16 protein-coding genes and 4 pseudogenes are annotated in these 23791 nt (G+C 63.2%); 16 read left to right on the forward strand and 4 right to left on the reverse strand.

All coding sequences use genetic code 11. The annotated features are described in order from the left end of the window. Window positions 1-16: 16 nt before the first annotated feature. The 3 genes from AC1DQR_RS09320 to loiP all read left to right on the forward strand — a co-directional run bounded on the left by AC1DQR_RS09320 (window position 17) and on the right by loiP (window position 3701). Window positions 17-964: an alpha/beta fold hydrolase gene (locus tag AC1DQR_RS09320; RefSeq protein ID WP_416048837.1), complete on the forward strand. Its 948-nt coding sequence runs from the start codon at window positions 17-19 to the stop codon at window positions 962-964. A 351-nt stretch (window positions 965-1315) separates the two neighbouring features. Further along, window positions 1316-2608, forward strand: a complete 1293-nt coding sequence (aceA, locus tag AC1DQR_RS09325; protein WP_416048836.1) for an isocitrate lyase — start codon at window positions 1316-1318, stop codon at window positions 2606-2608. Between the two features lie 343 nt (window positions 2609-2951). After that, complete coding sequence (gene loiP, locus AC1DQR_RS09330; protein WP_416048835.1) at window positions 2952-3701, forward strand: metalloprotease LoiP; 750 nt, start codon at window positions 2952-2954, stop codon at window positions 3699-3701. A gap of 107 nt (window positions 3702-3808) precedes the next feature. Here loiP and AC1DQR_RS09335 read toward each other — a convergent pair whose 3' ends face one another. Further along, window positions 3809-4243, reverse strand: coding sequence for a universal stress protein (locus AC1DQR_RS09335; protein WP_006161942.1), 435 nt, complete (start codon window positions 4241-4243; stop codon window positions 3809-3811). Window positions 4244-4366: 123 nt separating this feature from the next. Continuing rightward, a complete protein-coding gene (locus tag AC1DQR_RS09340; protein ID WP_416048834.1) occupies window positions 4367-5320 on the reverse strand; it encodes a LysR family transcriptional regulator in 954 nt (317 codons plus the stop codon). Window positions 5321-5582: 262 nt separating this feature from the next. On the opposite strand from AC1DQR_RS09340, the gene AC1DQR_RS09345 reads away from it, so the two are divergent. Together AC1DQR_RS09345 and aceB are read left to right on the forward strand one after the other, a co-directional pair. Continuing rightward, the gene (locus tag AC1DQR_RS09345; RefSeq protein ID WP_416048833.1) at window positions 5583-6284 is read left to right on the forward strand and encodes a haloacid dehalogenase type II; all 702 of its coding nucleotides are present in this window, start codon (window positions 5583-5585) and stop codon (window positions 6282-6284) included. 43 nt (window positions 6285-6327) lie between these two features. Then, window positions 6328-7914, forward strand: a complete 1587-nt coding sequence (gene aceB / locus AC1DQR_RS09350) for a malate synthase A (protein WP_174427333.1) — start codon at window positions 6328-6330, stop codon at window positions 7912-7914. Window positions 7915-8072: 158 nt separating this feature from the next. On the opposite strand, the pseudogene AC1DQR_RS09355 reads toward aceB, so the two are convergent. Then, a pseudogene (locus tag AC1DQR_RS09355) lies at window positions 8073-8279 on the reverse strand (transposase DNA-binding-containing protein); the annotation flags it as partial. A gap of 339 nt (window positions 8280-8618) precedes the next feature. Here AC1DQR_RS09355 and AC1DQR_RS09360 point away from each other — a divergent pair. The 10 genes and pseudogenes from AC1DQR_RS09360 (at window position 8619) to AC1DQR_RS09405 (ending at window position 22116) form a co-directional block, all read left to right on the forward strand. Next, window positions 8619-9206, forward strand: coding sequence for a fimbrial protein (locus AC1DQR_RS09360; RefSeq protein WP_477132903.1), 588 nt, complete (start codon window positions 8619-8621; stop codon window positions 9204-9206). Between the two features lie 30 nt (window positions 9207-9236). Continuing rightward, a complete protein-coding gene (locus AC1DQR_RS09365; RefSeq protein ID WP_416048831.1) occupies window positions 9237-10001 on the forward strand; it encodes a fimbrial biogenesis chaperone in 765 nt (254 codons plus the stop codon). 265 nt (window positions 10002-10266) lie between these two features. Beyond that, complete coding sequence (locus tag AC1DQR_RS09370) at window positions 10267-13005, forward strand: fimbria/pilus outer membrane usher protein (RefSeq protein ID WP_477132904.1); 2739 nt, start codon at window positions 10267-10269, stop codon at window positions 13003-13005. A gap of 170 nt (window positions 13006-13175) precedes the next feature. After that, window positions 13176-13886 (forward strand): fimbria/pilus periplasmic chaperone, encoded by a 711-nt coding sequence (locus AC1DQR_RS09375; RefSeq protein ID WP_416048829.1) that lies wholly within the window; start codon window positions 13176-13178, stop codon window positions 13884-13886. A gap of 120 nt (window positions 13887-14006) precedes the next feature. Continuing rightward, a complete protein-coding gene (locus AC1DQR_RS09380; protein ID WP_477132905.1) occupies window positions 14007-15836 on the forward strand; it encodes a ShlB/FhaC/HecB family hemolysin secretion/activation protein in 1830 nt (609 codons plus the stop codon). Window positions 15837-15917: 81 nt separating this feature from the next. Then, entirely contained in the window at window positions 15918-18848 is a 2931-nt protein-coding gene (locus AC1DQR_RS09385) for a two-partner secretion domain-containing protein (protein WP_477132906.1), read from the forward strand. Window positions 18849-19067: 219 nt separating this feature from the next. Then, window positions 19068-20303: a fimbrial protein gene (locus AC1DQR_RS09390; protein WP_477132907.1), complete on the forward strand. Its 1236-nt coding sequence runs from the start codon at window positions 19068-19070 to the stop codon at window positions 20301-20303. 231 nt (window positions 20304-20534) lie between these two features. Next, window positions 20535-20765 (forward strand): annotated as a pseudogene (locus AC1DQR_RS09395) (Tn3 family transposase); the annotation flags it as partial. 401 nt (window positions 20766-21166) lie between these two features. Further along, window positions 21167-21541 carry a hypothetical protein gene (locus AC1DQR_RS09400; RefSeq protein WP_477132908.1) on the forward strand — a complete coding sequence of 125 codons (375 nt, stop codon included), beginning with the start codon at window positions 21167-21169 and terminating at the stop codon, window positions 21539-21541. Between the two features lie 61 nt (window positions 21542-21602). Further along, a pseudogene (locus AC1DQR_RS09405) lies at window positions 21603-22116 on the forward strand (T6SS effector amidase Tae4 family protein). Window positions 22117-22536: 420 nt separating this feature from the next. Here AC1DQR_RS09405 and AC1DQR_RS09410 read toward each other — a convergent pair. After that, a pseudogene (locus tag AC1DQR_RS09410) lies at window positions 22537-22962 on the reverse strand (transposase); the annotation flags it as partial. Window positions 22963-23325: 363 nt separating this feature from the next. Here AC1DQR_RS09410 and AC1DQR_RS09415 point away from each other — a divergent pair. Then, entirely contained in the window at window positions 23326-23616 is a 291-nt protein-coding gene (locus AC1DQR_RS09415; RefSeq protein ID WP_416048823.1) for a hypothetical protein, read from the forward strand. Window positions 23617-23791 lie beyond the last annotated feature (175 nt).

Below are 23791 nucleotides of genomic sequence, written 5' to 3' on the forward strand. Positions count from 1 at the left end.
GATGTCATGGTTAAGCATGCATGCTCCCCATTCCCTTCCCAACCAGCGATTCGTCCAGTCCGGCGGCGTGCGGCTTGCCGTCAAGACCTGGGGCGATCCCGCGCACCCGGCCATGGTGCTGGTGCACGGCTATCCGGACAACAGCGCGGTCTGGCATGGCGTGGCGCCTCTGCTGGCCAATGACTATTACGTAGTCGCCTACGATGTGCGCGGCGCCGGTGGCTCTTCGGCGCCCAAAGGCGTGGCGGCCTATCGCCTGGAGCGCCTGGCGGAAGACTTCAGCGCGGTCATCGACGCTATGTCACCCGATGCGCCCGTCCACTTGGTCGGCCATGACTGGGGCTCGATCCAGTGCTGGGAGTTTGTCACCGAGCCACGCCTGCGCGGCCGCATCGCTTCATTCACGTCGTGCTCCGGGCCTTGCCTGGACCATGTCGGCCACTGGATGCGGGGAAACCGGCGCCTGTCGTTCACGGCGCTTTCGCGCTCGCTGCGGCAGATGGCCTCGTCCTGGTACATCTATATCTTCCACCTGCCGTGGCTGCCCGAACTAAGCTGGCGGCTCTGGATGGGCCGCGCCTGGCCGCTTTACCTGAGGCGGACCGAGGGTATCGAGGCGCATCCCAACCCCACCCAGGCGGCGGACGGCCGTCACGGGCTGGCGCTGTACCGCGCCAATATGCTGCCGCGCCTGCTTTCACCGGGCGAGCGCCACGCGCACGCGCCGGTGCAGGTGATCGTGCCACTGCTGGATCGCTATGTCAGGCCGGCGCTGTCCGAGGATCTTTCGCGCTGGGTGGAGCGCTGGTGGCGCCGGGAGGTCAGCGCGCGGCACTGGCTGCCGCTGGCGGACCCCGCCGGCATGGCGGCAATGGTGCGCGACCTGGCCGGACATATCGATGGTGGCCCGGAGCCGCTGGCATTGCGCCAGGCACGGATGGCGCCAAATCCCGAAATTTCATAATGCGGAAAGATGTTTTGTGCGGCAAAAAATGGTGATGCGTAGCACAACGGGCATTTCTCATGATGGAGGATTGCTTGCCACATCATGAAAAATAAAATGTAAATAATTGATTATAAAAAGGAAAAAACTAAGCGAAGACTGCATTCTGAGCTGTTGCGACGCGGGGCGTTTCCCTACACTCTTATATAAGACACATGACCTGAGCGGCAGAAACCAGGGGTGGCGAGGCCGGCAGATCAGCGCCGCCGAAACACCCCCGAAAGTGCCCTGGTCGGCAAGTCGGCACCACGGTCCGCCCAGCCTGTCGCAAGTTTCCAATGCCATCCCCGCTCTAAACTCTAGGAGAGTGAAATGTCCCGCGAAACCGAAGCAAAGAACCTGCAAAAAGAATGGGATACCAATCCTCGCTGGAAGGGCGTCGCGCGTCACTACACTGCGGATGACGTCGTGCGCTTGCGCGGCTCCGTGCAGATCGAGCACACCCTGGCCCGCCGCGGCGCCGAGAAGCTGTGGCACCTGCTGAACACTGAGCCGTTCGTCAACACGCTGGGTGCGCTGACCGGCAACCAGGCCATGCAACAGGTCAAGGCTGGCCTCAAGGCCATCTACCTGTCGGGCTGGCAAGTCGCAGGCGACGCCAACCTGGCCGGCGAAATGTACCCCGACCAGTCGCTGTACCCGGCCAACTCGGTGCCGCAAGTGGTGCGCCGCATCAACAACACCTTCCAGCGCGCCGACCAGATCCAGTGGAGCGAAGGTAAGGGCGATACCGATTTCTTCGCGCCGATCGTGGCTGACGCCGAAGCCGGTTTCGGCGGCGTGCTCAATGCCTTCGAACTGATGAAGTCGATGATCGACGCAGGCGCTGCCGGCGTTCACTTCGAAGACCAGCTGGCTTCGGTCAAAAAGTGCGGCCACATGGGTGGCAAAGTGCTGGTGCCGACGCGTGAAGCCGTTGCCAAGCTGACCGCCGCTCGCCTGGCCGCCGACGTGTCTGGCGTGCCGACCCTGGTGATCGCCCGTACCGATGCCGAGGCCGCCGATTTGCTGACTTCCGATGTGGACGAGCGCGATCGCCCGTTCTGCACCGGCGAGCGCACGGTGGAAGGCTTCTACCGCGTCAAGCCGGGCATCGAGCAATCGATCTCCCGTGCCCTGGCCTACGCCGAAGTGGCCGACCTGGTGTGGTGCGAAACCGGCAAGCCTGACCTGGAATTTGCCAAGAAGTTTGCCGAAGCTGTTCACGCCAAGTTCCCGGGCAAGATGCTGGCCTACAACTGCTCGCCGTCGTTCAACTGGAAGAAAAACCTGGACGATGCCACCATCGCCAAGTTCCAGAAGGAACTGGGCGCCATGGGCTACAAGTTCCAGTTCATCACGTTGGCCGGCTTCCACTCGCTGAACTACTCGATGTTCAACCTGGCCTACGGCTATGCCCGCAACCATATGAGCGCATTCGTCGAACTGCAGGAAAATGAGTTCACGGCCGCCGAGAAGGGTTTCACCGCCGTCAAGCACCAGCGCGAAGTCGGCACCGGTTACTTCGACGCCGTGACCCAGACCATCGAAGGCGGCCAGTCGTCCACGACCGCCCTCAAGGGTTCGACCGAAGACGAACAATTCTTCGATAAGAAGGTGGCCTGAGGCTTCAGATCGCGAGATCGAAAAGCGGAATGGCTGACTGGCCCGATAGCCGGTCGTCTTGAAGGGCGTGCGACCATCATGCCCCTCAATTAGGCGCCGCGCCGTCTCCCTCTCAGGGACGGCGTGGTTTTTTGCTTTTTGGGGCCGGCTTGCGGGGAAATGTTAAAGATTGTGTCTGTGGCAATTAAGTCATTTATGGGGCGATTGGGATGTTTTAGGCGATATGATGCTGCCCGTGTGTAAGCAGAGCCACACCGCAGGTCGCCGGCCAGCCGCCGGCACATCCCCACTCAAGTCACTGGCGAGCAATCCGGCCGGTGTCGATCCCAAGAAGGCAACAAACATGAAGCACAAACTTTCCCTGGCCGCTATCGTCGCGCTCTGCGCTGCCTTGGCCGGCTGTGCCGGCACCAATGTCGACGGCATGATGGGCGCCGGCACCTCGCTGTTCAAGGCGGCCTCGCTGAGCGATGGCGACGTCAAGGCCATGTCCGACCAGTCTTGCGCCGAGCTCGACAAGGCCAACAAGATCGCGGCCCCTAGCAGCACCTACAACAAGCGCCTGACCAAGATCATGGCGGGCCTGCAGTCGAGCGGCCTGCCCAGCGTCAACGCCAAGGTCTACCTGACCAAGGACGTCAACGCCTGGGCCATGGCCAACGGCTGCGTGCGCGTGTACAGCGGCCTGATGGACATGATGACCGACGACGAAGTGCGCGGCGTGGTGGGGCATGAGCTGGGCCACGTGGCGCTGGGCCACACCAAGAACAAGATGCAGGTGGCGTACACCGCCATGGCGGCGCGCGGCGCGCTGGCCGCCGCCGGTGGCACCGTGGCCGCGCTGTCGGCCTCGCAGCTGGGCGAAATGGGCGAGCAACTGATCAACGCGCAATTCTCGCAAACGCAGGAAAGCGCCGCCGACGACTACTCGTTCGATGTGCTGACCAAGAACAAGGCCAACACCCGTGGCCTGGTCACGGCGTTCCAGAAGCTGGCCAAGCTCGATGGCGGCAAGTCCAGCATGTTCTCGTCGCACCCTGGCTCGGACGACCGCGCCAAGCACATCGAAGACCGTATCAATAAGGGCAGCTGATCCGGGCCGGCCTTGCCGCATAGGCGGGCCGGGCAGGCAAAAAGGCTGGCTGCCCTGTTCGGGGTGGCCAGCCTTTTTGTCGTTCGTCGTTTGTCGCCAGGGCGCGCTCAGCGATACACGATCACCGGGATGTCGGTGTGCGTCAGCACTTTCTGGGTTTCGCTGCCCAGCAGCAGGCCCGACAAGCCGCGCCTGCCGTGCGAGGCCATGAAGATCACGTCACAGCCATGGCGCTCGGCCGCGTCGATGATGCCCAGGTAGGGCACCGCAAAGGTGGACATGTCGGCGTCAAAGCTGATGCCGTCGGCCCGGGCGGCGGTTTCCACTTCCTTCAGGTATAGCTTGGCCTGGCTTTCGATGCGGTCCCTGAAGGCCTGTGGCGCCTCCACCACGATCTCGCTGAACGGCGTGTAGGGATACTCCTCCAGGCAGACATAGGCGGTGACCCGCGCGTTGATTGTCTTGGCCAGCTCCAGCGCGCCGTCGATGGCCTTCTTGGACAGTTCCGAACCGTCGGTGGGTAGCAAGATGTGCTTGAACATGCTGGACTCCTTTGGGGCGAATGGACCGGATTTACCTTTGGACGGAGGCAGGCCGCACGGCACCTGTCAGCTTTCATTGTAGGCAGGGGTGGCGCATGCGGCATTGCCCTAAATCAAATCGAACTAGGAATTGACCGCCAGTTGCGGCTTGCCGGCGGCGGATGCCTGTTCCGCGCGGCGCCAGTAGGCCGGGTTCCCATAGGTGTTCTTCAGGTGGTCGATGAACAGCCGTACCCGCAGCGGCAGGTGCTTGCGCTGCGGGAAGACAGCGTGGATGCCAATTGGTGGCGCCTGGAACTCGTCGAGCACCGTGACCAGCCGGCCGCTAGCGATTTCCTGCCCGACTTCCCACCAGGAGCGCCATGCCAGCCCGTGGCCATGCAGGCACCACGCGTGCAGCACCGCGCCATCGGTGCACTCCATGGTGCCGCCCACCTTGACCGTGACCGCGCGGCCTTCCTGCTGGAAGGCCCAGCCGCGCTGCACGTTGGCGCTGGCGCCGAAGGCCAGGCAGTTGTGACGGGTGAGTTCCTCGGGCAGGGCGGGCACGCCATGGCGTGCCAGGTAATCGGGGGACGCCACCACCACGCGCCGGTTCTCCGCCAGGCGGATTGACACCAGGCTGGAGTCGGGCAGGTCGCCCAGGCGGATGGCGCAGTCGAAGCCCTCGTTGACGAGATCCACCACGCGGTCCGACAGGTCCAGCGTGATGGTCACATCCGGGTGCGATTCGATGAACAACGGCACCAGCGGCGCCACGTGCTTGCGTCCGTAGCCCGCCGGCGCGGTCACGCGCAGGTGGCCGCTGGCCTTGACGCCACCCGCCGAGACGCTGGCCTCGGCGTTGTGCAGGTCGTTGAGGATGCGCTGGCAGTCTTCCAGGAAGGCCGAGCCTTCGAAGGTCAGGCTGATCTTGCGCGTGGTGCGCAGCAGCAGCTTGACGCCCAGGCGCTCTTCCAGCGCATCGATGCGCCGGCCGATGATGGCCGGCGCCACGCCTTCAGCCGCCGCGGCCGCCGAAAGGCTGCCGCGCGCGGCTACCGAGACGAACGTCTCCAATTGTTTGAAATGATCCACGAAGCTCGCCAGTTTTGTGCCTCATGCCGCCCAAAGCAAGGGGCGGGTGAGGCAATGGGGTGGATTTGGTGCCTTATCTTTACACCGCTAGCGAAGATTAGTGGGGTAAAAGTAAAAGATCAAGTGACCCCGACCGACTTTGCCGCACTGCAACGTCTCCCTACAATGCTATGCATTCATTGGTGTACAGGCCCACGCAGTGGCGCTGGCCTGCCGGGTATGCCGGGTTTGTCGGGTTTGTCCAAAGGAACCGCTCCAGCTCATGCAAAAGATCCGCGCCGTCGTCTTCGATGCCTATGGCACGCTGTTCGACGTGTATTCCGTCACCGCGCGCGCGGAGCAATTGTTTCCGGGCAAGGGCGAGGCGCTGGCGCTGCTGTGGCGCGAGCGTCAGATCGACTACACCCGCATCCGCTCGATGGCCGCGCCCGACGGCGCCTACTACAAGCCGTTCTGGGCGCTGACGGTGGATGCGCTGCGCTATGCGGCCGAGCGCCTGCAACTGGTGCTGGACCCGGCCCTGGAGGCGCAACTGCTCAAGGAGTACGCGTGCCTGTCGGCCTTCCCGGAAAACCTCGGCGCGCTCAAGCGCCTGCGGGCAGCCGGGCTGCCGCTGGGCATTCTCTCCAACGGCAATCCGCAGATGCTGGATATCTCGGTCAAGAGCGCAGGCATGCACGGGCTGTTCGACCACGTGCTGTCGGTCGACGCGGTGCGCATGTACAAGACCGCACCCGAGGCCTACGCGCTGGGCCCCAAGGCGTTTGGCATGCCGGCAGGGGAGATCCTCTTCGTCTCGTCCAATGGCTGGGACGCTTGCGGTGCCACCTGGTACGGCTACACCACGTTCTGGATCAATCGTGCCGGTCATCCGGCGGAGCGGCTCGATGTAAGCCCTTCCGGCACCGGGCACGACATGAATGACCTGCTCGAATTCGTCCACACCCAAGGTGCGGCGGTTTGACGGCGGGCACTTTTAATCAACCATCGAWCACAGGAGAACACWGATGGCCATCACGCTGCCTGCGGGCATGAAGATYACCGGCGAAATCCTGCCGGCCTACGAAGACATCCTCACGCCGGCGGCCCTGGCCCTGGTGGACAAACTGCACCGCGCCTTCGAGCCGCGCCGCCAGGAACTGCTGGCCGCCCGCGTCGAGCGCACCAAGCGCCTGGACGCCGGCGAGCTGCCCGACTTCCTTGCGCAGACCAAGAGCGTGCGCGAAGGCGACTGGAAGGTCGCGCCGGTGCCGCCGGCACTGCATTGCCGCCGCGTGGAAATTACCGGCCCGGTCGAAGCCAAGATGGTCATCAACGCGTTCAACTCCGGCGCGGACAGCTACATGACCGACTTCGAGGACTCCAATACCCCCAACTGGCACAACCAGTTGCAGGGCCAGGTCAACCTCAAGGCCGCCGTGCGCCGCACCCTCACGCTGGATTCCAACGGCAAGCACTACAAGCTGAACGACAAGATCGCCACGCTGCAAGTGCGCCCGCGCGGCTGGCACCTGGACGAGAAGCACGTCACCATCGACGGCCAGCGCGTCTCCGGCGGCATCTTCGACTTCGCGCTGTTCCTGTTCCATAACGCCAAGGAACAGATCGCTCGCGGCGCCGGCCCCTTCTTCTACCTGCCGAAGATGGAAAGCCACCTCGAAGCGCGTCTGTGGAACGACGTCTTCGTCATGGCCCAGAACGAAATCGGCCTGCCGCAAGGCACCGTCAAGGCAACCGTGCTGATCGAAACGATCCTGGCCGCCTTCGAGATGGAAGAAATCCTGTACGAGTTGCGCGAGCACAGCGCCGGCTTGAACGCTGGCCGCTGGGACTACATCTTCTCGTGCATCAAGAAGTTCAAGGTCGACAAGAACTTCTGCCTGGCCGACCGCGCCAAGGTCACCATGACCGCGCCGTTCATGCGCTCGTACGCGCTGCTGCTGCTCAAGACCTGCCACAAGCGCGGCGCGCCCGCCATTGGCGGCATGAGCGCACTGATCCCGATCAAGAACGATCCGGAGAAGAACGCCATCGCCATGCAAGGCATCATCAACGACAAGAAGCGCGACGCCACCGACGGCTATGATGGCGGCTGGGTGGCTCACCCGGGCCTGGTCGAGCCGGCCATGAAGGAATTCGTGGCCGTGCTGGGCGACAAGCCCAACCAGTTCGACAAGCAGCGCGACGACGTCAACGTGGCGGCCAAGGACCTGCTGGACTTCCAGCCGGAAACCCCGATCACCGAAGCCGGCCTGCGCATGAACATCAACGTCGGCATCCACTACCTCGGCTCCTGGTTGGCAGGCAACGGCTGCGTGCCCATCCACAACCTGATGGAAGACGCCGCCACCGCCGAAATCTCGCGCTCGCAAGTGTGGCAGTGGATCCGTTCGCCCAAGGGCAAGTTGGAAGACGGCCGCAAGGTGACCGCCGAGATGGTGCGCGCGCTGATCCCGGAAGAGTTGGCCAAGGTCAAGGCTTTCGTCGGTGGCGACACCACGACGTATGACCGCGCCGGCGAGATCTTCGAGCAGATGTCCACGTCGGAGGACTTTGCCGAGTTCCTGACGCTGCCGCTGTACGAAGAGATCTGATCGGGCGGTACCACTTGCCTGGCCGGGGCTTTTGCCCCGGTGCAAAAAACCGCAGCCTGGTGCTGCGGTTTTTTTTTATGGTGCGCCCGGCAGGGCGCACTCACTCGATCTCCTCGTTGGCGGGAAATCGATAGGTAGTGATGAGTGGTCTCCACGCATCCATCGCACGCGCCCCGAATGCTTGCCGTCGGCCTGGCCGCAAACCGTTTGCGCAGCGCCTTTGCACGTCGATCCCGCCTCGGATCGTTGAGATCCAGCCCCTCGAATTCTTCGTCCGCCCGCGCGCCCCGGCGCGTTGTCCATTCGCGCCAAAGAATACGAGCGTGAAGGCGAGTCCGCGCATGCTCACAGCCCGCTGTGTCCAGATTCCATTAGTTACCGGCCGCATGCTGTCGAGGCGGGGCTTCGACTTTCCTATGACGATATGGCTTGAAGTATCCAGGTATTGATTTAATTGTTTTTCAGAAAAACAAGAATTTTCTTGGGTTTATTTTATTTCGTGAGATCTATGATTTGGTCACCGTCGAGTGGCCTCAGTGCCATTGCGTATCTTTCCGTGACTGCCTCTGGCGTGGAATGCGTCAGGCAGGGTGCGGTTCGATTCGGAAGCCGGTGCATCGGTCCCCTGTGGGCCTGCATTTAAACCTGGGTGCATCTAATAGTTTGATTCATTGCCCCAATTACCAACGGAAGAAGGAAATCACATGAAGCGTACTATTCTCGGGAAACGTACTATTCTCGGTTCTCTCGCAGCCGGCTGTGTGGTCATGGCCGCCATGGCTCCCTCGTTGTCCCATGCGTTCGACGGCCAGCTGGACTTCACCGGCTCCATCACGGACGTCACCTGCACCATCAACGGCAAGCCGGCCGGGCCCAACAATCGCACCACCGTGGATCTGGGTCGCGTGGATCCCATCATCTTCACGGGCATTGGCGTTAAATCCCCCGCAGTACCGTTCAGCCTGGTACTGGGCGGCGGCACGGCCTGCAAGGATAAAACGAAGGCCTCTATCTCCTTTGATACGGGCTCCGCCAACATCGATCCYRYYACCGGCAACCTGATCCTGCAGGGCACCGCTGCGGCRAARGGCGTGCAGATCGAGGTTAGCGACAACGGCAACAAGGCCACCGGCAAGATCCCGCTGCACCTGGCTCAGACGAGCCCGCAGGTGGCCACGATCACGGACAACACCGCAACGCTGACCTACAGCGCGGCCTATGTCCAGACCGCTGCCTCCGTCACGGCGGGTGCGGGTAACTCGTTCATCCGCTACACGATGGCCTACTACTAAATCGAGCCAGGTTTCATTGCCAGGAATGCCATGACGTCGGTCGCTCGCATCTCTTCACTTCTTGCCGCCGGTGTCGTGGCGCTCGCCGCCTGCGCCAGCGTGGCGCAGGCTTCCATTGTCATACAGGGTACGCGACTGGTATTCCCGTCCGATGCCCGCGAGGTTACCGTAAGGCTGAACAACATCGGCAGCGAGCCCGTTCTCGTGCAGAACTGGCTGGACGATGGCCAGGCGGACATGCCGCCTGAGAAAGTCCGCGTTCCCTTCATGCTCTCGCCGGCGGTCGGCCGGGTAGAGCCGAGCAAGGGCGCGGTGCTGCGCATCGTCTATACGCAGGAGCCACTGCCGGCCGACCGTGAGACGGTGTTCTGGCTCAATGTGCTGGAGGTGCCCTCGAAGAAGGAGGACGCCGAGAATGCGCTCCTGTTCGCCTTCCGCAGCCGAATCAAGGTCTTCTTCCGGCCTGTGCAACTGACGGACGTCGATGCCGCTCCCGGCAAGCTTGCCTGGAAGCTGGTCACTGTGGATGGCCAGGGGCCGGGTGGAAAGACGGCGAAGCAGCTTGCCGTTGAGGTCAGCAACCCTACGCCCTACTACGTTTCCTTCGGCCGGGTCGACGCCAGGCTGGAGGGCAAGTTTGTCTCCGCGGGCGGTGGCATGGTGGCCCCGCTTGGCAAGGAGACCTTTGTGCTGCCCGAAGCAAAGCCCGGAAATCATCCCGGTGCCCTGGTCCGATACGAAGTCATCAACGACTACGGTGGCCGGTACACGGAAGAGAAGGCATTGGCAAATTAGCCACTAAGAGGCCGTTTCAACATGAAGCGAAGCGGTTCTGTTTTGAAACGGCCTCTAGGCACTCCCGTCCCAATTCCTTTCGCCTTATCGGTTGTACAGCGGCCTCCAGCTTCCGCAGATAGGACAAATTCGTCGGTCTATGCCATCCTCAGTTCGCCTTGTTCAACCCGCATGCCCAGCTCGCGCCGGCAGTGTGGCTGCGCTGCCGACCTCCAGGCCGGGGCGCCTTGCGCCTCGCCTGATCGGCGCCGTGGCGGCGATCGCGATGTCGCCTACCGCCTGGGCGGCGGCGACCGTTGTGGGTGGGCAGGGCGCGGGGACGCGCCAGTCCATGGATCTCGGCGCGCAGATTGGCGAGACCCTGGCGCAGGAAAGCAAAGAGATACAGGACAGCGACCCGGAGCGCGCGCGAAGTGCCGGCAGCGATGGAAGCGGGCCCGCGCCCGAGCCGCGGCTGCTGTCCGCCCTGGACGGCAAACGGGTGATATTCGACTCCTACATGCTGGCGCAGGGCACCGAGGGCATCACGATCGATACCAGCCGTTTCGAACGGCTGGATATCGTCGCACCGGGCAAGTACCGCGTCGAACTGCATGTCAATGGCCAATGGCGCGGCACCGAGGATATCGAGTTCCGGCAGGTTGCAGGCCGGGAAAGCGCGCAGGCATGCTACGACCGCGATCTGCTCACCCGCGCAGGTGTCGATCTGCGCAAGAGCGCGCGCGGCCAGGATCCCGCACGGCCGCCCAACCCGATGCCGGAAGGCCCGGTCTGTGCCGACATCGGTAGCTATGTTCCCGGCGCCGAACTCAAGTTCGACCAGGCGGAGCAGGCGATCTATCTTTCCGTGCCGCAATACTATCTGCGGCTGACCACATCGAAGAACTATGTCGATCCGCAGCGTTGGGACAGTGGCGTTCCGGCGCTGCTGCTCAACTACAACACCAATGTCTTCACCACGCAGAGCCAGGGACGCAACACCACCCAGGCCTACGCGGGCCTGAACCTGGGGGCAAACCTCGGGCCGCTGCGATTGCGCCACAACGGCTCGGTTACCTGGTCGGCGCCGACTGGCACGCGCTATCAGCGTGGCTATATCTATGGTCAGACCGATCTGCCCGAGCTGCGCTCGCAATTGCTGGTCGGCGAGAGCTCGACCAGCGGCGAGCTGTTCGATTCGGTGTCTTTCCGTGGTGCGCAGATCTTCAGCGACGACCGCATGCTGCCCGAGACGCAGCGCTACTATGCACCCGTGGTGCGTGGTACCGCCGGCTCGAACGCCCGGGTATCGGTCCACCAGCGCGGCTTCCTGGTCTACGAGACCACCGTGGCACCGGGGCCGTTCGAGATCAATGACCTGCAGGTTGCCAGCTACGGCGGCGACCTGCAGGTGACCGTGACAGAGGCCAACGGGCAGGCGCGTACCTTCCTGGTGCCCTTTGCCACCACCGTGCAATTGTTGCGGCCCGGCGTCACGCGCTACAGCGTGACCGCGGGCAGGGCTAGCGACCCCTCGCTGCAAGGCAGCGGACAGTACGTCATGCAGGGCACACTGCAACACGGCATCAACAATATGGTCACTGGCTACGGTGGTGTGGCCTTCGCCAGCAACTATGTGTCCGGGCTGCTGGGCGGAGCGCTCAACACGCGCTTTGGTGGCTTTGGCGCCGACGTCACGTGGGCCAGGGCCACCGTGCCAAACGGCGATAGCCTGCGTGGCTCCAGCTTCCGTGTTTCGTACAGCAAGAATTTGCCGAACAGCGGTACCAGTTTCTCGCTGCTGGCGTACCGCTATTCCACGCGTGGCTATCTTGGTCTGCGCGATGCGCTGATGCTGCACGATGCCGTCGAGCGCGGCGCGGCGGCCGATTCGTTCGCGCGCACGCGCAGCAGAGTGGATGCCAATATCAGCCAGCAGCTCGGCGCGAGCGGCGGCAATGTCTACCTCAACGGCTCCTCGCTCCAGTACTGGAACYAGCGTGGCCAGGCGCTCAGTTTCACGCTGGGCTACACCAACCAGTGGCGCGGCAACACCTATTCCGTGTCCGTGCAGCGCGTGCAGAACGCGGGGGGCGGTGGGGCCTTGTATGGGGGAGCGAGCAGCGGCAACAGCACGCTGGTCAGCCTCAACCTGTCGATTCCACTGGGAAAGTCCGCCCGCGGCGCTCCCGTCCTGAACGCCTTCGTCACGCACGACGACAGTGCCGGCACGCAGGTTTCTTCCGGCGTGTCGGGGATCATCGACCAGCAGGGCAAGGGCTCGTACTCGGTCTCCGGCACTTATGACGACCGGCGCAATGCCGCCTCGGGCAACGCCAGCATCAACTGGCGCCTGTCCGACGTCACGCTGGGTGCCAGCATTGGCCAGGGTCAAGGCTATCGGCAGGCATCGGCCAGCGCGCAGGGCGGCATGGTCGTTCATCCGGGCGGCATTTCCATGGCACAGACCCTTGGCGAGACCATCGGCGTGGTCCATGCAGCGGATGCGCAGGGCGCCCGGGTCGGCTACGGCGGCGCCAGCGTGGACCGGCGCGGCTACGCGGTCGTCCCCAGCCTGATCCCTTATCAGTTGAACAGCATCGATGTCGATCCCAAGGGCATCCCCGACGACGTCGAACTGAAGGTGACCTCGCGCAGTGTCGCGCCGCGCGCTGGCTCGGTGGTGATGCTCACCTACGAAACACGCAGGGCGCGCGCCGTGCTCATCAACAGCCGCATGCCCAATGGCGAACTGCTGCCCTTCGCCGCCACCGCCATCGATGCCGAAGGCGGCATGGAAATCGGCGCCGTGGGCCAGGGCAGCCGCCTGGTGGTGCGCACCGAGAAGGAAGGCGGCTCGATCCGCGTCGAATGGGGCAAGAAGCCCGAAGAGCGCTGCGTGATCGACTACAAGTTGCCCGCGCGCGTGCAGGGCAAACGCAGCGGCTACGAGATGCTGGACCTGCCGTGCCTTCCATTGTCGGCCAGTGGCGTGGGCAGCAAAGAGCTGGCGGCGCGTCCGTGAGGCCGAAGCAGCCCGGAGCCGGGCAACCGTGCAGCACCAGGACGGCAGCGCCAGGCAACCCGGCCGGCATGCTGAACCAGGGGAGGCCGAGCAGCATGACCCATCCGATCATTGCGGGCAGAAGCGATCGCAGGCCGCGTTGCGAGCGGCCGTGGCGCGGCGCTGGAGCCATGCTGGCCTTGCTGCTGTGCCTGGCGCCGGCCGGGGCGCTGGCGGCGTTGTCGATCATCGGCACCCGCTTCGTCTACCCCGCCGATCTGTCGGAGCTGAGCGTGAGGCTGCGCAATGCAGGCGACAGCCCGATCCTGGTCCAGGCCTGGCTGGACCAGGGCGAGGTCAATGCCGATCCGGCCAGGCTGAGCGTGCCCTTCATCTTGTCGCCGCCGTTGCTCAGGCTGGACCCGGAGCGCAAGACGGTGCTCCGGCTGCGCTACACCGGTGAGCCGCTGCCGGGGGATCGCGAGTCGGTGTTCTGGATCAATTTTCTGGAGGTGCCGCCGCTGGCCGGGGATAGCGCCAGTCTGCTGCGCCTGTCTTACCGCACGCGCATGAAGCTGCTGTTCCGGCCGGCAGGATTGCCCGGCACTGCGGACGAGGCCATCGGGCAGGTGACATGGGCGTTCGGCAGGGAAGGCATGGCGGGCGGCGCCGTCCTCGAAGCAAGCAACCCTACGCCTTACCACGTGTCGCTGGCGCGGATGGAAGTCGGGCGCGGGGGCGCATCGGTGGAGCTGGACGGCCAGACCATCGCGCCGCTTGGCGTCACGCGGTTCACGCTGCCCGGCTTGAAGGGCGCCACCGCGGACGAGGCGGTGGTGCATTACGAAGCCGTCAGGGATAGCGGCGAACTGATCGTCGGCAATGCAAACGTCAAAAGGTAGTTTCGGCGCGGGTCGATGGGTGGCTCGATGAGGAAGTCCAACGCCATCGGGCTGAGAGCGGCGCATGCACATCGATTGCGCCGCTCGTGAAATGAATGGATTGCCATGGGAAGAAATCAAGTGACTGCTGGTCGTGAAAATTCTGTCGATGTCGATGTCGATGCACAAGCCCGCCGGGCGGTCGGTGACCGGGCTGCGCGCCGCGCCTTCGGGCTGCGAGCCTGCGGTGTCGGCCTGATGTTGCTGCTGCCGGTCGCGGGGCATGCGCAGGTGCCCGGTGCGCCCAATGCGCCCAACGCCCCCAACGCCCCCAGTACGGCGAATGCGGCGAGTGTACCCAACATACCCAGGGCCGGGCAGACCATGCGCGATCTCGAGGCCGTGCGTCCGGAACTGCCTGCGCCGTCCAGTCTGGAGCTGGACCTGCCCAAGGCGGACGATCGCACCGCGCCCGCCGCGCCCGCCGCGTCCGCCGATCCGGGGATGCGCCTGAAGGTGCAGGGCTTTCGCATCGACGGGAACAAGGTGTTCGACTCGGCGCAACTGCTGCCCTTGCTGAGCGACCTGAACGGTAGCGAGCAGGACCTCGCAGGCCTGCGCGCGGCGGCGGACCGCATCACCGCGTATTACCACGAGCATGGCTACCTGCTGGCGCGCGCCTTCCTGCCGCCGCAGGATATCGAGGACGGCTTGGTCCGGCTCGAAGTCATGGAGGGCAGGTACGGGCGGATCGTGCTGCAGAACAAGTCGCGCGCGCTTGACGGCGTGCTGCGCCAGCCGCTGTCGGGGCTCAGGAGCGGCGAGGCGGTGCATAGCGCGGAACTGGAAAGCAGCCTGCTGCTGCTCAACGATATCCCCGGCGCCGAGGCCAAGGGTACCTTGCAGTCCGGCACCGAGCCCGGTACCACCGACCTGCTGGTCGAGGCGGAGCCCGGGCCGCTGGCCGGTGGCAGTCTGGAGGCGGACAACTACGGCGGCTACTACACCGGCGAATACCGCCTGGGCGGCAGCTTCTACCTGAACAACCCGTTGCGGCTGGGGGACCAACTGAGCCTGCGCGTGCTTGCCAGCGACAAACGGCAGCGCTACTACCGTGCCGGCTACCAGTTGCCGGCCGGTCCCTGGTCCACACGCGTGGGCGTGTCGTACTCGGATATGGGCTATCACCTCGGCAAGGATTTCGCGGTGCTGGAAGCGCACGGCCGCGCCAGCATCCGCAGCGTCTTCGTCTCGCAGCCGCTGCTGCGCGGCCGCGCCTTCAACCTGAGCGCCCAGCTGCAGTACGACGACAAGCGGCTGCGCGACGAGATGGATCTCTTCGAAACCAACGTCGGCAAGCGCGTGGGGCTGTGGACCGCCGGCGTGAACGGCAACGGCCAGGACAACGTATTCGGCGGCGGCCAGACCATGTTCTCGGCGAGCTACAGCACGGGACGGCTTCGCATCGACGATCCGCTCACCGAGTTCATCGACCAGATCAGCGCGAGAACCGGCGGCAGCTTCAGCAAGATGAACCTGAGCGCGGCGCGCCTGCAGCGGCTGAGCAATCGCTTCCAGCTCTATGGCCAGGTCAACGCGCAATGGGCGTCCGGCAACCTGGACGGCTCGGAGAAGTTCGGCATGGGCGGGCCCTATGGCGTGCGCGCCTACGCGCTCGGTGCCGGCAGCGGCGACCAGGGCTGGCAGGCCAGCCTGGAGTTGCGCTACGCGGTGGCCCCTGGCTGGCAGTTGAGCGCCTTCGTGGACAAAAGCGTGGTGGACATCAACAAGCAGCCTTGGACCAGGGAGCGCAATACGCGCCGGTTGACGGGGGCGGGCATCGGTGGCGCCTGGGCCGGGCAGGGACATCAGATCAGCCTGGCGCTGGCCTGGCCGGTGGGCCAGCGCGACGCAAGCGGGGGGCCGGTGCGCAGCCCCAGGTTTTGGGTTCAGGGCGCGCAGTACTTCTGAGCGCGCCGTGGACCGTGTCGGTGCAGTACCCGTGCTGCCGGGATGGATGCAGCTTTCTCAATAACAAGGAAAGAGGTCAATATGAACAAAAGCTATGCACTGGTCTGGAATCAGGCCCAGGGATGCTGGAACGTCGCCAGTGAAGGGGCTCGCCGCCGCGGCAAGTCTGGCGGTGCCAGGCGCGTGATTGCTGCCGCCGTGGCACTGTTGGGGCTGGGGGCGCTTGCGCCGGCGCATGCCTTGCCGACCGGCAATGTGATCGTATCGGGCACCGGCAACGTTGCGTCCTACAACAACGGCCGGGACATGTCGATCAACCAGTCGAGCGACAAGCTGATCATCAACTGGAACGGGTTCAGCATTAACGCGGGGGAGAAGGTCTCCTTCAACCAGCCCGACAGCAACTCGATCGCGCTCAACCGCGTGGTCAGTGCGAACGCCAGCAATATCCAGGGCCAGATCGATGCCAATGGCCGCGTCTTCCTGGTCAACCCCAACGGGATGGTGTTCGGGCAGACCGCCCAGGTCAACGTGGGCGGCCTGGTGGCCTCGACGCAGGACATCAGCAATGCGGATTTCAATAGCGGGACCTACCGCTTTGCCGGCGGCGCGGGTGCGTCGATCATCAATTCCGGCCGGATTACCGCCGCCCCGGGCGGCAGCGTGGCGTTGCTGGGCAGGACGGTGAACAACACTGGCCTTATCCAGGCGCAGATGGGCCGGGTGGCGCTAGGCGCCGGCAATGACTTCACCGTGAGCTTCGACGCCAGCAACCTGCTCAACCTGAAGGTGAATGACGGCCTGGTGGGCTCGCTGGTGCAAAACGGCGGCCTGCTCAAGGCCAACGGCGGCCAGGTGCTGATGACGGCCCGTGCCGCGGGCAGCTTGCAGCAGGCGGTGGTGAACAATACCGGCATGATCGAGGCCAAGACCTTGCAGGGCAATTCCGGCAAGATCACGCTGGACGGCGGCAGCGCCGGCGTCGTGCGCGTGGCCGGCAGCCTGAACGCCAGCGCGATGGCCGGCCCGGGCAACGGCGGCACCATCGAGACCCGCGGCGCGGATGTGCAGGTGCAGTTGGCCACCCAGGTCAACACCCAGGCCAATAACGGGCAGACAGGCACCTGGAAGCTCAGCGCGATGGATATCAACGTCGGCCAGACCGCTGCCAGTGGCGAAAATACCGCGTTTAGCGACACGCTCTCGCGCAACCTCGGCACCACCAATATCGAGCTGGCCAGCACCGTTGGCAGTATTTCGGTCAACGCGCCGATCAGCTGGAACAGCGGCAACAAGCTGACGCTGGCCTCGGCTGGCGATGTCAATGTAAACGGAGCGCTGAGCGCCACCGGCGTCAACGCCAGCGTGGCCATGACCGCCGGCGGCGCCAAGGATATCAACCTGAACAACAAGGTCACGCTCAGCGGGGCCGGCAACGGCCTGGAGTTGAACTATGGCCGTTCGCTGAACCTGAACGAAGGCGCGGTGGTCACCTTGTCCGGGACGGGCGCGTCGTTCAGGTCGAACGGCTTTTCCTATAACGTGATCCAGAATCTCGCGCAGCTGCAGGGCATCAACGACAATCTGGGCGGCTACTACGTGCTGGGCAACAAGATCAGCGGCGGCAGCATGAAGTCGATTGGCGGCGACTACGGCACGTTCTACGGCACCTTCGACGGCCTGGGCAACACCTTGAACAATCTCTCGGTGACCAGCACCGGGCCTTTGTCCGGCCTGTTCTCGGCATCGTCCGGCAGCATCAGCAACCTCGGCCTGGCGGCGTTGACGGTCAACGCGACGTCTGCCAATGCCGGCGCCGCTGCGCTGGGCGCGCTGGTCGGTCAGAACTCCGGCACCATCTCCAACGTCAACGCCACCGGCGTGCGCCTCACTAACAACACCGGGCGGGGCTATTCAATGGGTGGCCTGGTAGGGAAGAACCTGATCGACGGCTCCATCGACCGCGCTTCGGTGAACGCTTCCTGCCTGTCTGGCAGCGCCCTGACCCAGTCGATCGGCGGCCTGGTCGGGCTGAACGCCGGGCCTAACGCCTATATCGCCGATTCGTCCAGCCGGGGCACCGTCGGCACATCCTACGGCGGCCTGAACGTGGGCGGCCTGGTGGGCTACAACAACGGTGGCGTCATCGAGCGCGCCTTCTCCGCCGGTAACACAGGCGCCTCCGGCAACGCCGTGATCGGTGGCCTGGTTGGCCTCAACGACAGCAGCGGCAGGATTTCCGATTCCTACACCAGCGGCAATGTAAATGGCAACGGTGCCGCGGCTATCGGCGGCCTGGTGGGGCAGAACCGGAGCGGTAGCCTGGCCAATGTCAAGACCAGCGGCACCGTCATGGATAGATCCGGCATCGATGTGGGCGGCCTGGCCGGCACCAACGAGGGCGGCACCATCTTCGGCGCGGAAGCCATCGGCGCCGTGATCGGCGGCACCAACAACCGTGTGGGCGGCCTGGTCGGCAGCAACTACAGCGGCACCATCCAGAGTTCGGTGGCGCGAGGCAAGACCACGGGCGGCGATAACAGCCACACCGGCGGCCTGGTTGGCTACAACGGCGGAGACTTGCTGGCGGTGGAAGCGAGCGGCGAAGTCTATGCCGGTGCGAACAGCTCTGTCGGCGGCCTGGTCGGCACCAACGTCGCCACCAATGGAACCGCGATCGTGTCAGGTGTGGCCAGCGGCAACGTCAAGGGTGAAAGCCGCAGCCTGGTGGGCGGCCTGGTTGGCCAGAACCACGGCGCGGTTAGCGCTTCGTCGGCTTCCGGCATGGTAAGCGGTGGCAGCTATGTGACGATGGGCGGCCTGATTGGCCTGAATCAGGGCGAAGTCGATTACTCGACCGCGAGCGGCAAGGTCAACTTCGTGTCGAGCTACTCCCAGAACTATGGTGGCCTGGTCGGTGTGAACTTCGGTCGCATGCAAGGCAACCGGGTTTCCGGTAATGCTGCCCAGCTGCCGCAGGCCGGCATCAACTACGGCACCATCATTCAATAAAGTGCTGAAGCAGTCCACTGACCTGCCTGCCTAGCAGGCCCCTTGCATGCCGTGTTTCGGCACGGCATGCAAGGGCATTTCAATACCGCGCCATGGAACACAAGAACGGATATGCGTTGCTGGCGGCACAGGTGGCGGGTCCTGCTGGCTGCGCGCACCGTGGATTTTGACGCCGCCTTGAAAGGCTGGGGAGACAGGGGTGGGGAGATGGAGAGCTGCATGAATACGAATGCATTGCCTATTGCCTATTGCCTATTGCCGGGCATCCGGGCAGCCGGGAATGGCACGGGCGCGCGCCGATCGGCACACCTGTTCTTTGCCGTGCTGATGCTGGGGCTGGCGAGCGGCAGCGCCCAGGCACAATTTGAAAACCGCGTGGCCACCAACTGCACGAACCCCAATCCGCAGGAGATCCAGCCGTGGACGGTCACCAATCCCCTGACCAGCAGTACGGCCATCGGCACGATCCTGATGGAACGGCGGTTCGCATTGTCGACGTCCTTCACCTTTGGTTCGACGCCGGCCGTGGACGCTCACGAGCTGATCACGGGCGCGCACTGGGCAATGGGGTTCGGGCCGCCCGTTGGTGCGGATGGTATTGTGCCAACGAATATTGACGGCATCGGCTTCAAGTGGGAAGCCCTATCGTCGGACGGTGTCGCCAGAACCCTGCGCAAAGAGACTGACCCGCTTGCCGTCGAGAAGATCAATGTCTTGCTTCAGCCCGATCTGGGGATAAAGACCGGGTCCACCATCGCCAGCTACAAACAGTACCTGGTGCTGACCAAGGACCCGAATGCGCTCCCCCCGGGCGAGATCAAGGTGACCAATGTTGCGGGTGGTCTCCAGGTGACGATCTATGCAGCGGATTTTATGAAGTCGGTGGGGGTGAGCCTGGGCAGCACGTTCCAGATGCCCACCTTGGGCCCGGGATGCCATCAATCTGTTACCTACGACAGCACGGGTATGGTCGGCATTGGCGGCGGCCCTCCGCCCCCGATTCCGAACAAATGCGACGTGGTGGCCAATCAGATCATTCCGGTCGATCTGGGGAGTATTCCCATCGATCGGTTCAAGCGGATCAACGACACATCCCCGCCGAAGCACTTCGAAATCGCCCTGAGCAATTGCGCGGCCAACGCCAAGCCCACGATCAGCTTCAGGGACAAGGCGACGCCGCCCAATGCAGACAAGACGGTATTGCGGCTCAGCGCGCCGGGCGGGCAGAGCCTGGCCCAGGGGTTCGGCATCATCATGACGCGCGAGGATGGCAGCCGGGAGCGTATCACCTATGGCGATCCGGGCGCTGCCAAGAAGTACGAGATGACGCTCGACAAACCGGGCAGGACAGCAAAGATCCCGCTGTCGGCACAGTACATCCGCACCGGTGGCGACGCCGAGGTCAAGGCCGGTTACGCGGGAGGCTCCGCCGAATTCACCTTCACTTTCCCCTGAGGGGGGTGTCCAAGACCAGCTTAGAGGCCGTTTCAAAATGAAGCGAAGCGGTTCTGGCTAGGCGCGCGGCCGCAGACAGTACAACTGGATCGGCCAAGGCCGCGCAACGACGCCAGAATCTTTTTGAAACGGCCTCTTGGCAACGCTGCGCTGACCACACGCGTGCCATCAAATGAAATCGAGGCGCTACCTCACCCGAGTTCGATGCCAAATTCGGCATGAACGTGGACCAGCGGCCTGAACTTGGTTACAGCGGCCATCGTCTTGTGGAATACCGTCTATCTCGAGCGCACAGTGCCGGCGATGCCAGATCGCGATCTGCCGGTCGACCCGGTCCTCTATCCGTATTTGTCTCCGCTAGGGTGGGAGCATATCAACCTGACTGGTGACTACGTTTGGCGCCAGAGTCATCAGTTGACTCCGGGAAAGTCTCGGCCCCTGCGAGCAATGTCAGAGCGCTAGATTGCGGGGCAGGTACCGCACATCGGCCAATCATCAAAGAATTTGAAAATGCGCAGAACAGATATCAAAAATCATCAGCATGAATTCTGACAAATCCTATTGCATCTCATAAAGTTTTACGAATAGATGGTCGACGAATATCACGATGCCAACCCACTACGGAGCTATATGAGGAATGCACAGTTGTCAGTCACGACCGCGGAAGCCGGATTATGATGCGCAGGATTGCAGTCGCTGGAGACCAACTCGGCCCGCACGGCGGTCAAGTGGCTGGTTATGAGGGCCGGCCAGCTTTCTTCCATGGACACCAGCCGGCGCTTGTTGGTGGGACAGCATACTGCCAAGGATGCAAGAGTACCGGCACTATTGCAAAGTCTGGTGGGCCGCGTCAGATGCAGTTCATGGGCGAGATTGCTCTTGACGGCGACATTGTGCTGTGCAAATGCCCGAGTCCATCACGCATCGTCGCGGTACTGGCCGGCGAGGCCTGGTATGAAGACATGGGCGGCGAGAGCGGAGCTTCAGCCAACGCGGGGAACTCGGTTGCGTCAAACTCGCTCGTCGAAACCTACGACGAGCTTGTAATCGCAATGGGGCCTACGGGACCAATTGAAGGCTACCCCTATTTCGTCGAGACATCCGATGGCCGACAGCTGTTTGGACATACCGACGAACGTGGCCAGTTGCCGCGCATCTCTACCCTCTCCGCCGGTGCACTGTCCGTCTACTGGGGGGATGAAGCTCTTGCCAAACAACACGAAAACAGCAATGCCTAACAAGAAAAAAGAGGTTTCTACCAACACCCGCCTGCAATCCAAGGTAGAGGCGCCGTTGAGAATGGTGACCTTCGCAGAATTATGGTCGGCCTATCCACAAGAGTCGGCTCCGTGCAAAGATCCTGCAACCGGCAAGGCGGCATTTTCGGACGAATGCGCTATCCGGCTTGGAACTTGCTTGGGCGCTGCCGGCATTACCAACAAGTCATTCAAAGGGGCGTGTTGTTGGTACGAAGGACACCCGCGAGCCCATATGCTGCGGGCTGAGGAGGTTGCCAATTGGTTGCAGCTACGGCCTTTTGCGGGATGCCCGAAGCCCACGGACATCACCAGCAAGGACTGGCGAAATACCGCCAAGAACAAGCGGGGTATTTTTTTTCAAGGACTATTGGCTGCGTGACAACGAAGTTTCGCCGACAGGCGACCACATCGACCTGTGGAACGGCGAAACACTCACGGCCGCGTCGCTACAGGGCCGGCTCAATAACTTCCTGCGCTTTACCGTGGGGCTTGGGTCGGCGTGGTACTCGGATTTAGGCAAATCGAAAAAGATCCTGCTGTGGGAAGTCGCATGACGCGTCTCGCTTGGTGTGTGGCTTTTATCGCCATGGCGCTGGTAGCGATGAGGCAGTCGGCTCTAGTAGCCGCGAAATTGGCAGAGAAATACGCATGGCCGCTCATCGAGCAGTGGCACAGCTGTTGGGACATCGAGCATTGTTCGGTGTCATGGTGGGGTCAAGCCGCGATCGTCCTTTTTTTGGTCGGCCCTGCTGTGGCTTGGGCATCGGCGGGGTGGAAGTACTCGCGTCAGCCAACTGCTGGTAGGTTCGCTTGGACAATGCTCTCGCTGTTGGCAGGCACTGCCCTGTTCTATCTGGGGTACTACGCCTTGATTTGGTGACGTGGATAATTCATGGCCACCAACCATCGGCGGCATCTGGCAGACCATGACAGCTTAGCGTGCAGTATTTTCCGTTTTCTGAAGCGCCCCCCATGAGCATGATGCCGATCTCGTCGAACAGCTTTCGCGTCAGTTCATGCTCGACAAGCAGGCGGCGGAACTTCAGCAGTGTGGTCGCGTCTGGCACCGCTTCGACTGCCAGGTCGATCCCGGCGATCGCCCGCATCCCCATGCTGTTGTACAGCGCCTCGTCCGACAGCCCGTACCACTGCTGAACGAAGTAAATTCGCAGCATTCGCTCCAGTCCGATCGGCGGCCGTCCACGTTTGCCCTTGGGGTAGTACGAGTACGACTCGACAGCCGCAATCTGGCGCGACCACGGCACCACGCTTTCCATCTCCGTCAGGAAGCGCTGGCGTCGCGTCCCCCGTTTCTTGCCGTGGCTTTCCGCTTCCGTAAAACTGATCTGTCGCTTGGAAAGCGTTGATTCGGTGTTTTCTGCCCACCGATGGCGTAGCACTGTGACTTTTTGTAGCGGATGGTTTGGAGCGTACTTTGTGCCTTTATACTGCGCAGGTCGTTGCAAACACGGCGACCGGGTTTGACAGCCTGCTAAGAACGCGGACATGTGCCTCTATATGGCTTTTGTTCGTCTTGCCTTTGCGCGTCCCTACGGGCGGGCCTGGGCGGGGGAGCTTTCGAGCTCACCGGTTCCTTCTTTCCGGCTGTCAACTCCGATTGACAGCGGGGAGCGGGGTCGAAATCGCTTAAGTAGGAGGCACACCCATGCCCCAGTCGTCGCTCGCCCATCCCGGGCAAATCTCAGCTCCAAAGCCCGCCATCCTCGGCCAGCGCCGGCGCGCCTCCCAACGGAGGGCGCCCGATGCATAGGTATCCGCACTACAACATCACCGCCCAGCGCGCCGGGCGCGACACCTTCCTCACGGCCCACGCGCCTTCCGAAAGCCCGCTAAGCCTCGCCGCGGAAAAAACCGCGCAACTCAACGCGCTGCTTTCGGTGGCTGTCGAGAACGCTGCCGGCGGCTCCTTGTGCAACATCACCGAAGAGGCGCAGAGCCATCTGCTTTCGCTGGCGGCCGTGCTCGCACATGAAACGCTGGTGTTGAGCGAGTTGGCCGCGCAGGATGATGAGGGGGAGGGTGGTGATGGATAATGGGTAGACTGCCAAGCGCGGAAGTAGGTGAAGTCCGGAACCCGGAGCCGATCGGGGCGCTCAAATCTCGTCGTGTGCCAAGGTCTCGCGTGGATCCATTACAGCTTTCCTTAGCTGCCTGTCTGGCGTGAATTGGATGACAATCCGTTGTCAACCTCACGAGCTTAATGCGACC

It is taken from the genome of Cupriavidus sp. 05L411, assembly GCF_056398045.1.

Coding starts and splice junctions, on each gene's coding strand:
- AC1DQR_RS09320 (WP_416048837.1), top strand. CDS start 17: ATGCATGCTCCCCATTCCCTTCCCAACCAGCGATTCGTCCAGTCCGGC.
- aceA (WP_416048836.1), top strand. CDS start 1,316: ATGTCCCGCGAAACCGAAGCAAAGAACCTGCAAAAAGAATGGGATACC.
- loiP (WP_416048835.1), top strand. CDS start 2,952: ATGAAGCACAAACTTTCCCTGGCCGCTATCGTCGCGCTCTGCGCTGCC.
- AC1DQR_RS09335 (WP_006161942.1), bottom strand. CDS start 4,243: ATGTTCAAGCACATCTTGCTACCCACCGACGGTTCGGAACTGTCCAAG.
- AC1DQR_RS09345 (WP_416048833.1), top strand. CDS start 5,583: ATGCAAAAGATCCGCGCCGTCGTCTTCGATGCCTATGGCACGCTGTTC.
- AC1DQR_RS09365 (WP_416048831.1), top strand. CDS start 9,237: ATGACGTCGGTCGCTCGCATCTCTTCACTTCTTGCCGCCGGTGTCGTG.
- AC1DQR_RS09375 (WP_416048829.1), top strand. CDS start 13,176: ATGCTGGCCTTGCTGCTGTGCCTGGCGCCGGCCGGGGCGCTGGCGGCG.
- AC1DQR_RS09385 (WP_477132906.1), top strand. CDS start 15,918: ATGAACAAAAGCTATGCACTGGTCTGGAATCAGGCCCAGGGATGCTGG.
- AC1DQR_RS09390 (WP_477132907.1), top strand. CDS start 19,068: ATGAATACGAATGCATTGCCTATTGCCTATTGCCTATTGCCGGGCATC.
- AC1DQR_RS09400 (WP_477132908.1), top strand. CDS start 21,167: ATGGGCGAGATTGCTCTTGACGGCGACATTGTGCTGTGCAAATGCCCG.
- AC1DQR_RS09415 (WP_416048823.1), top strand. CDS start 23,326: ATGCATAGGTATCCGCACTACAACATCACCGCCCAGCGCGCCGGGCGC.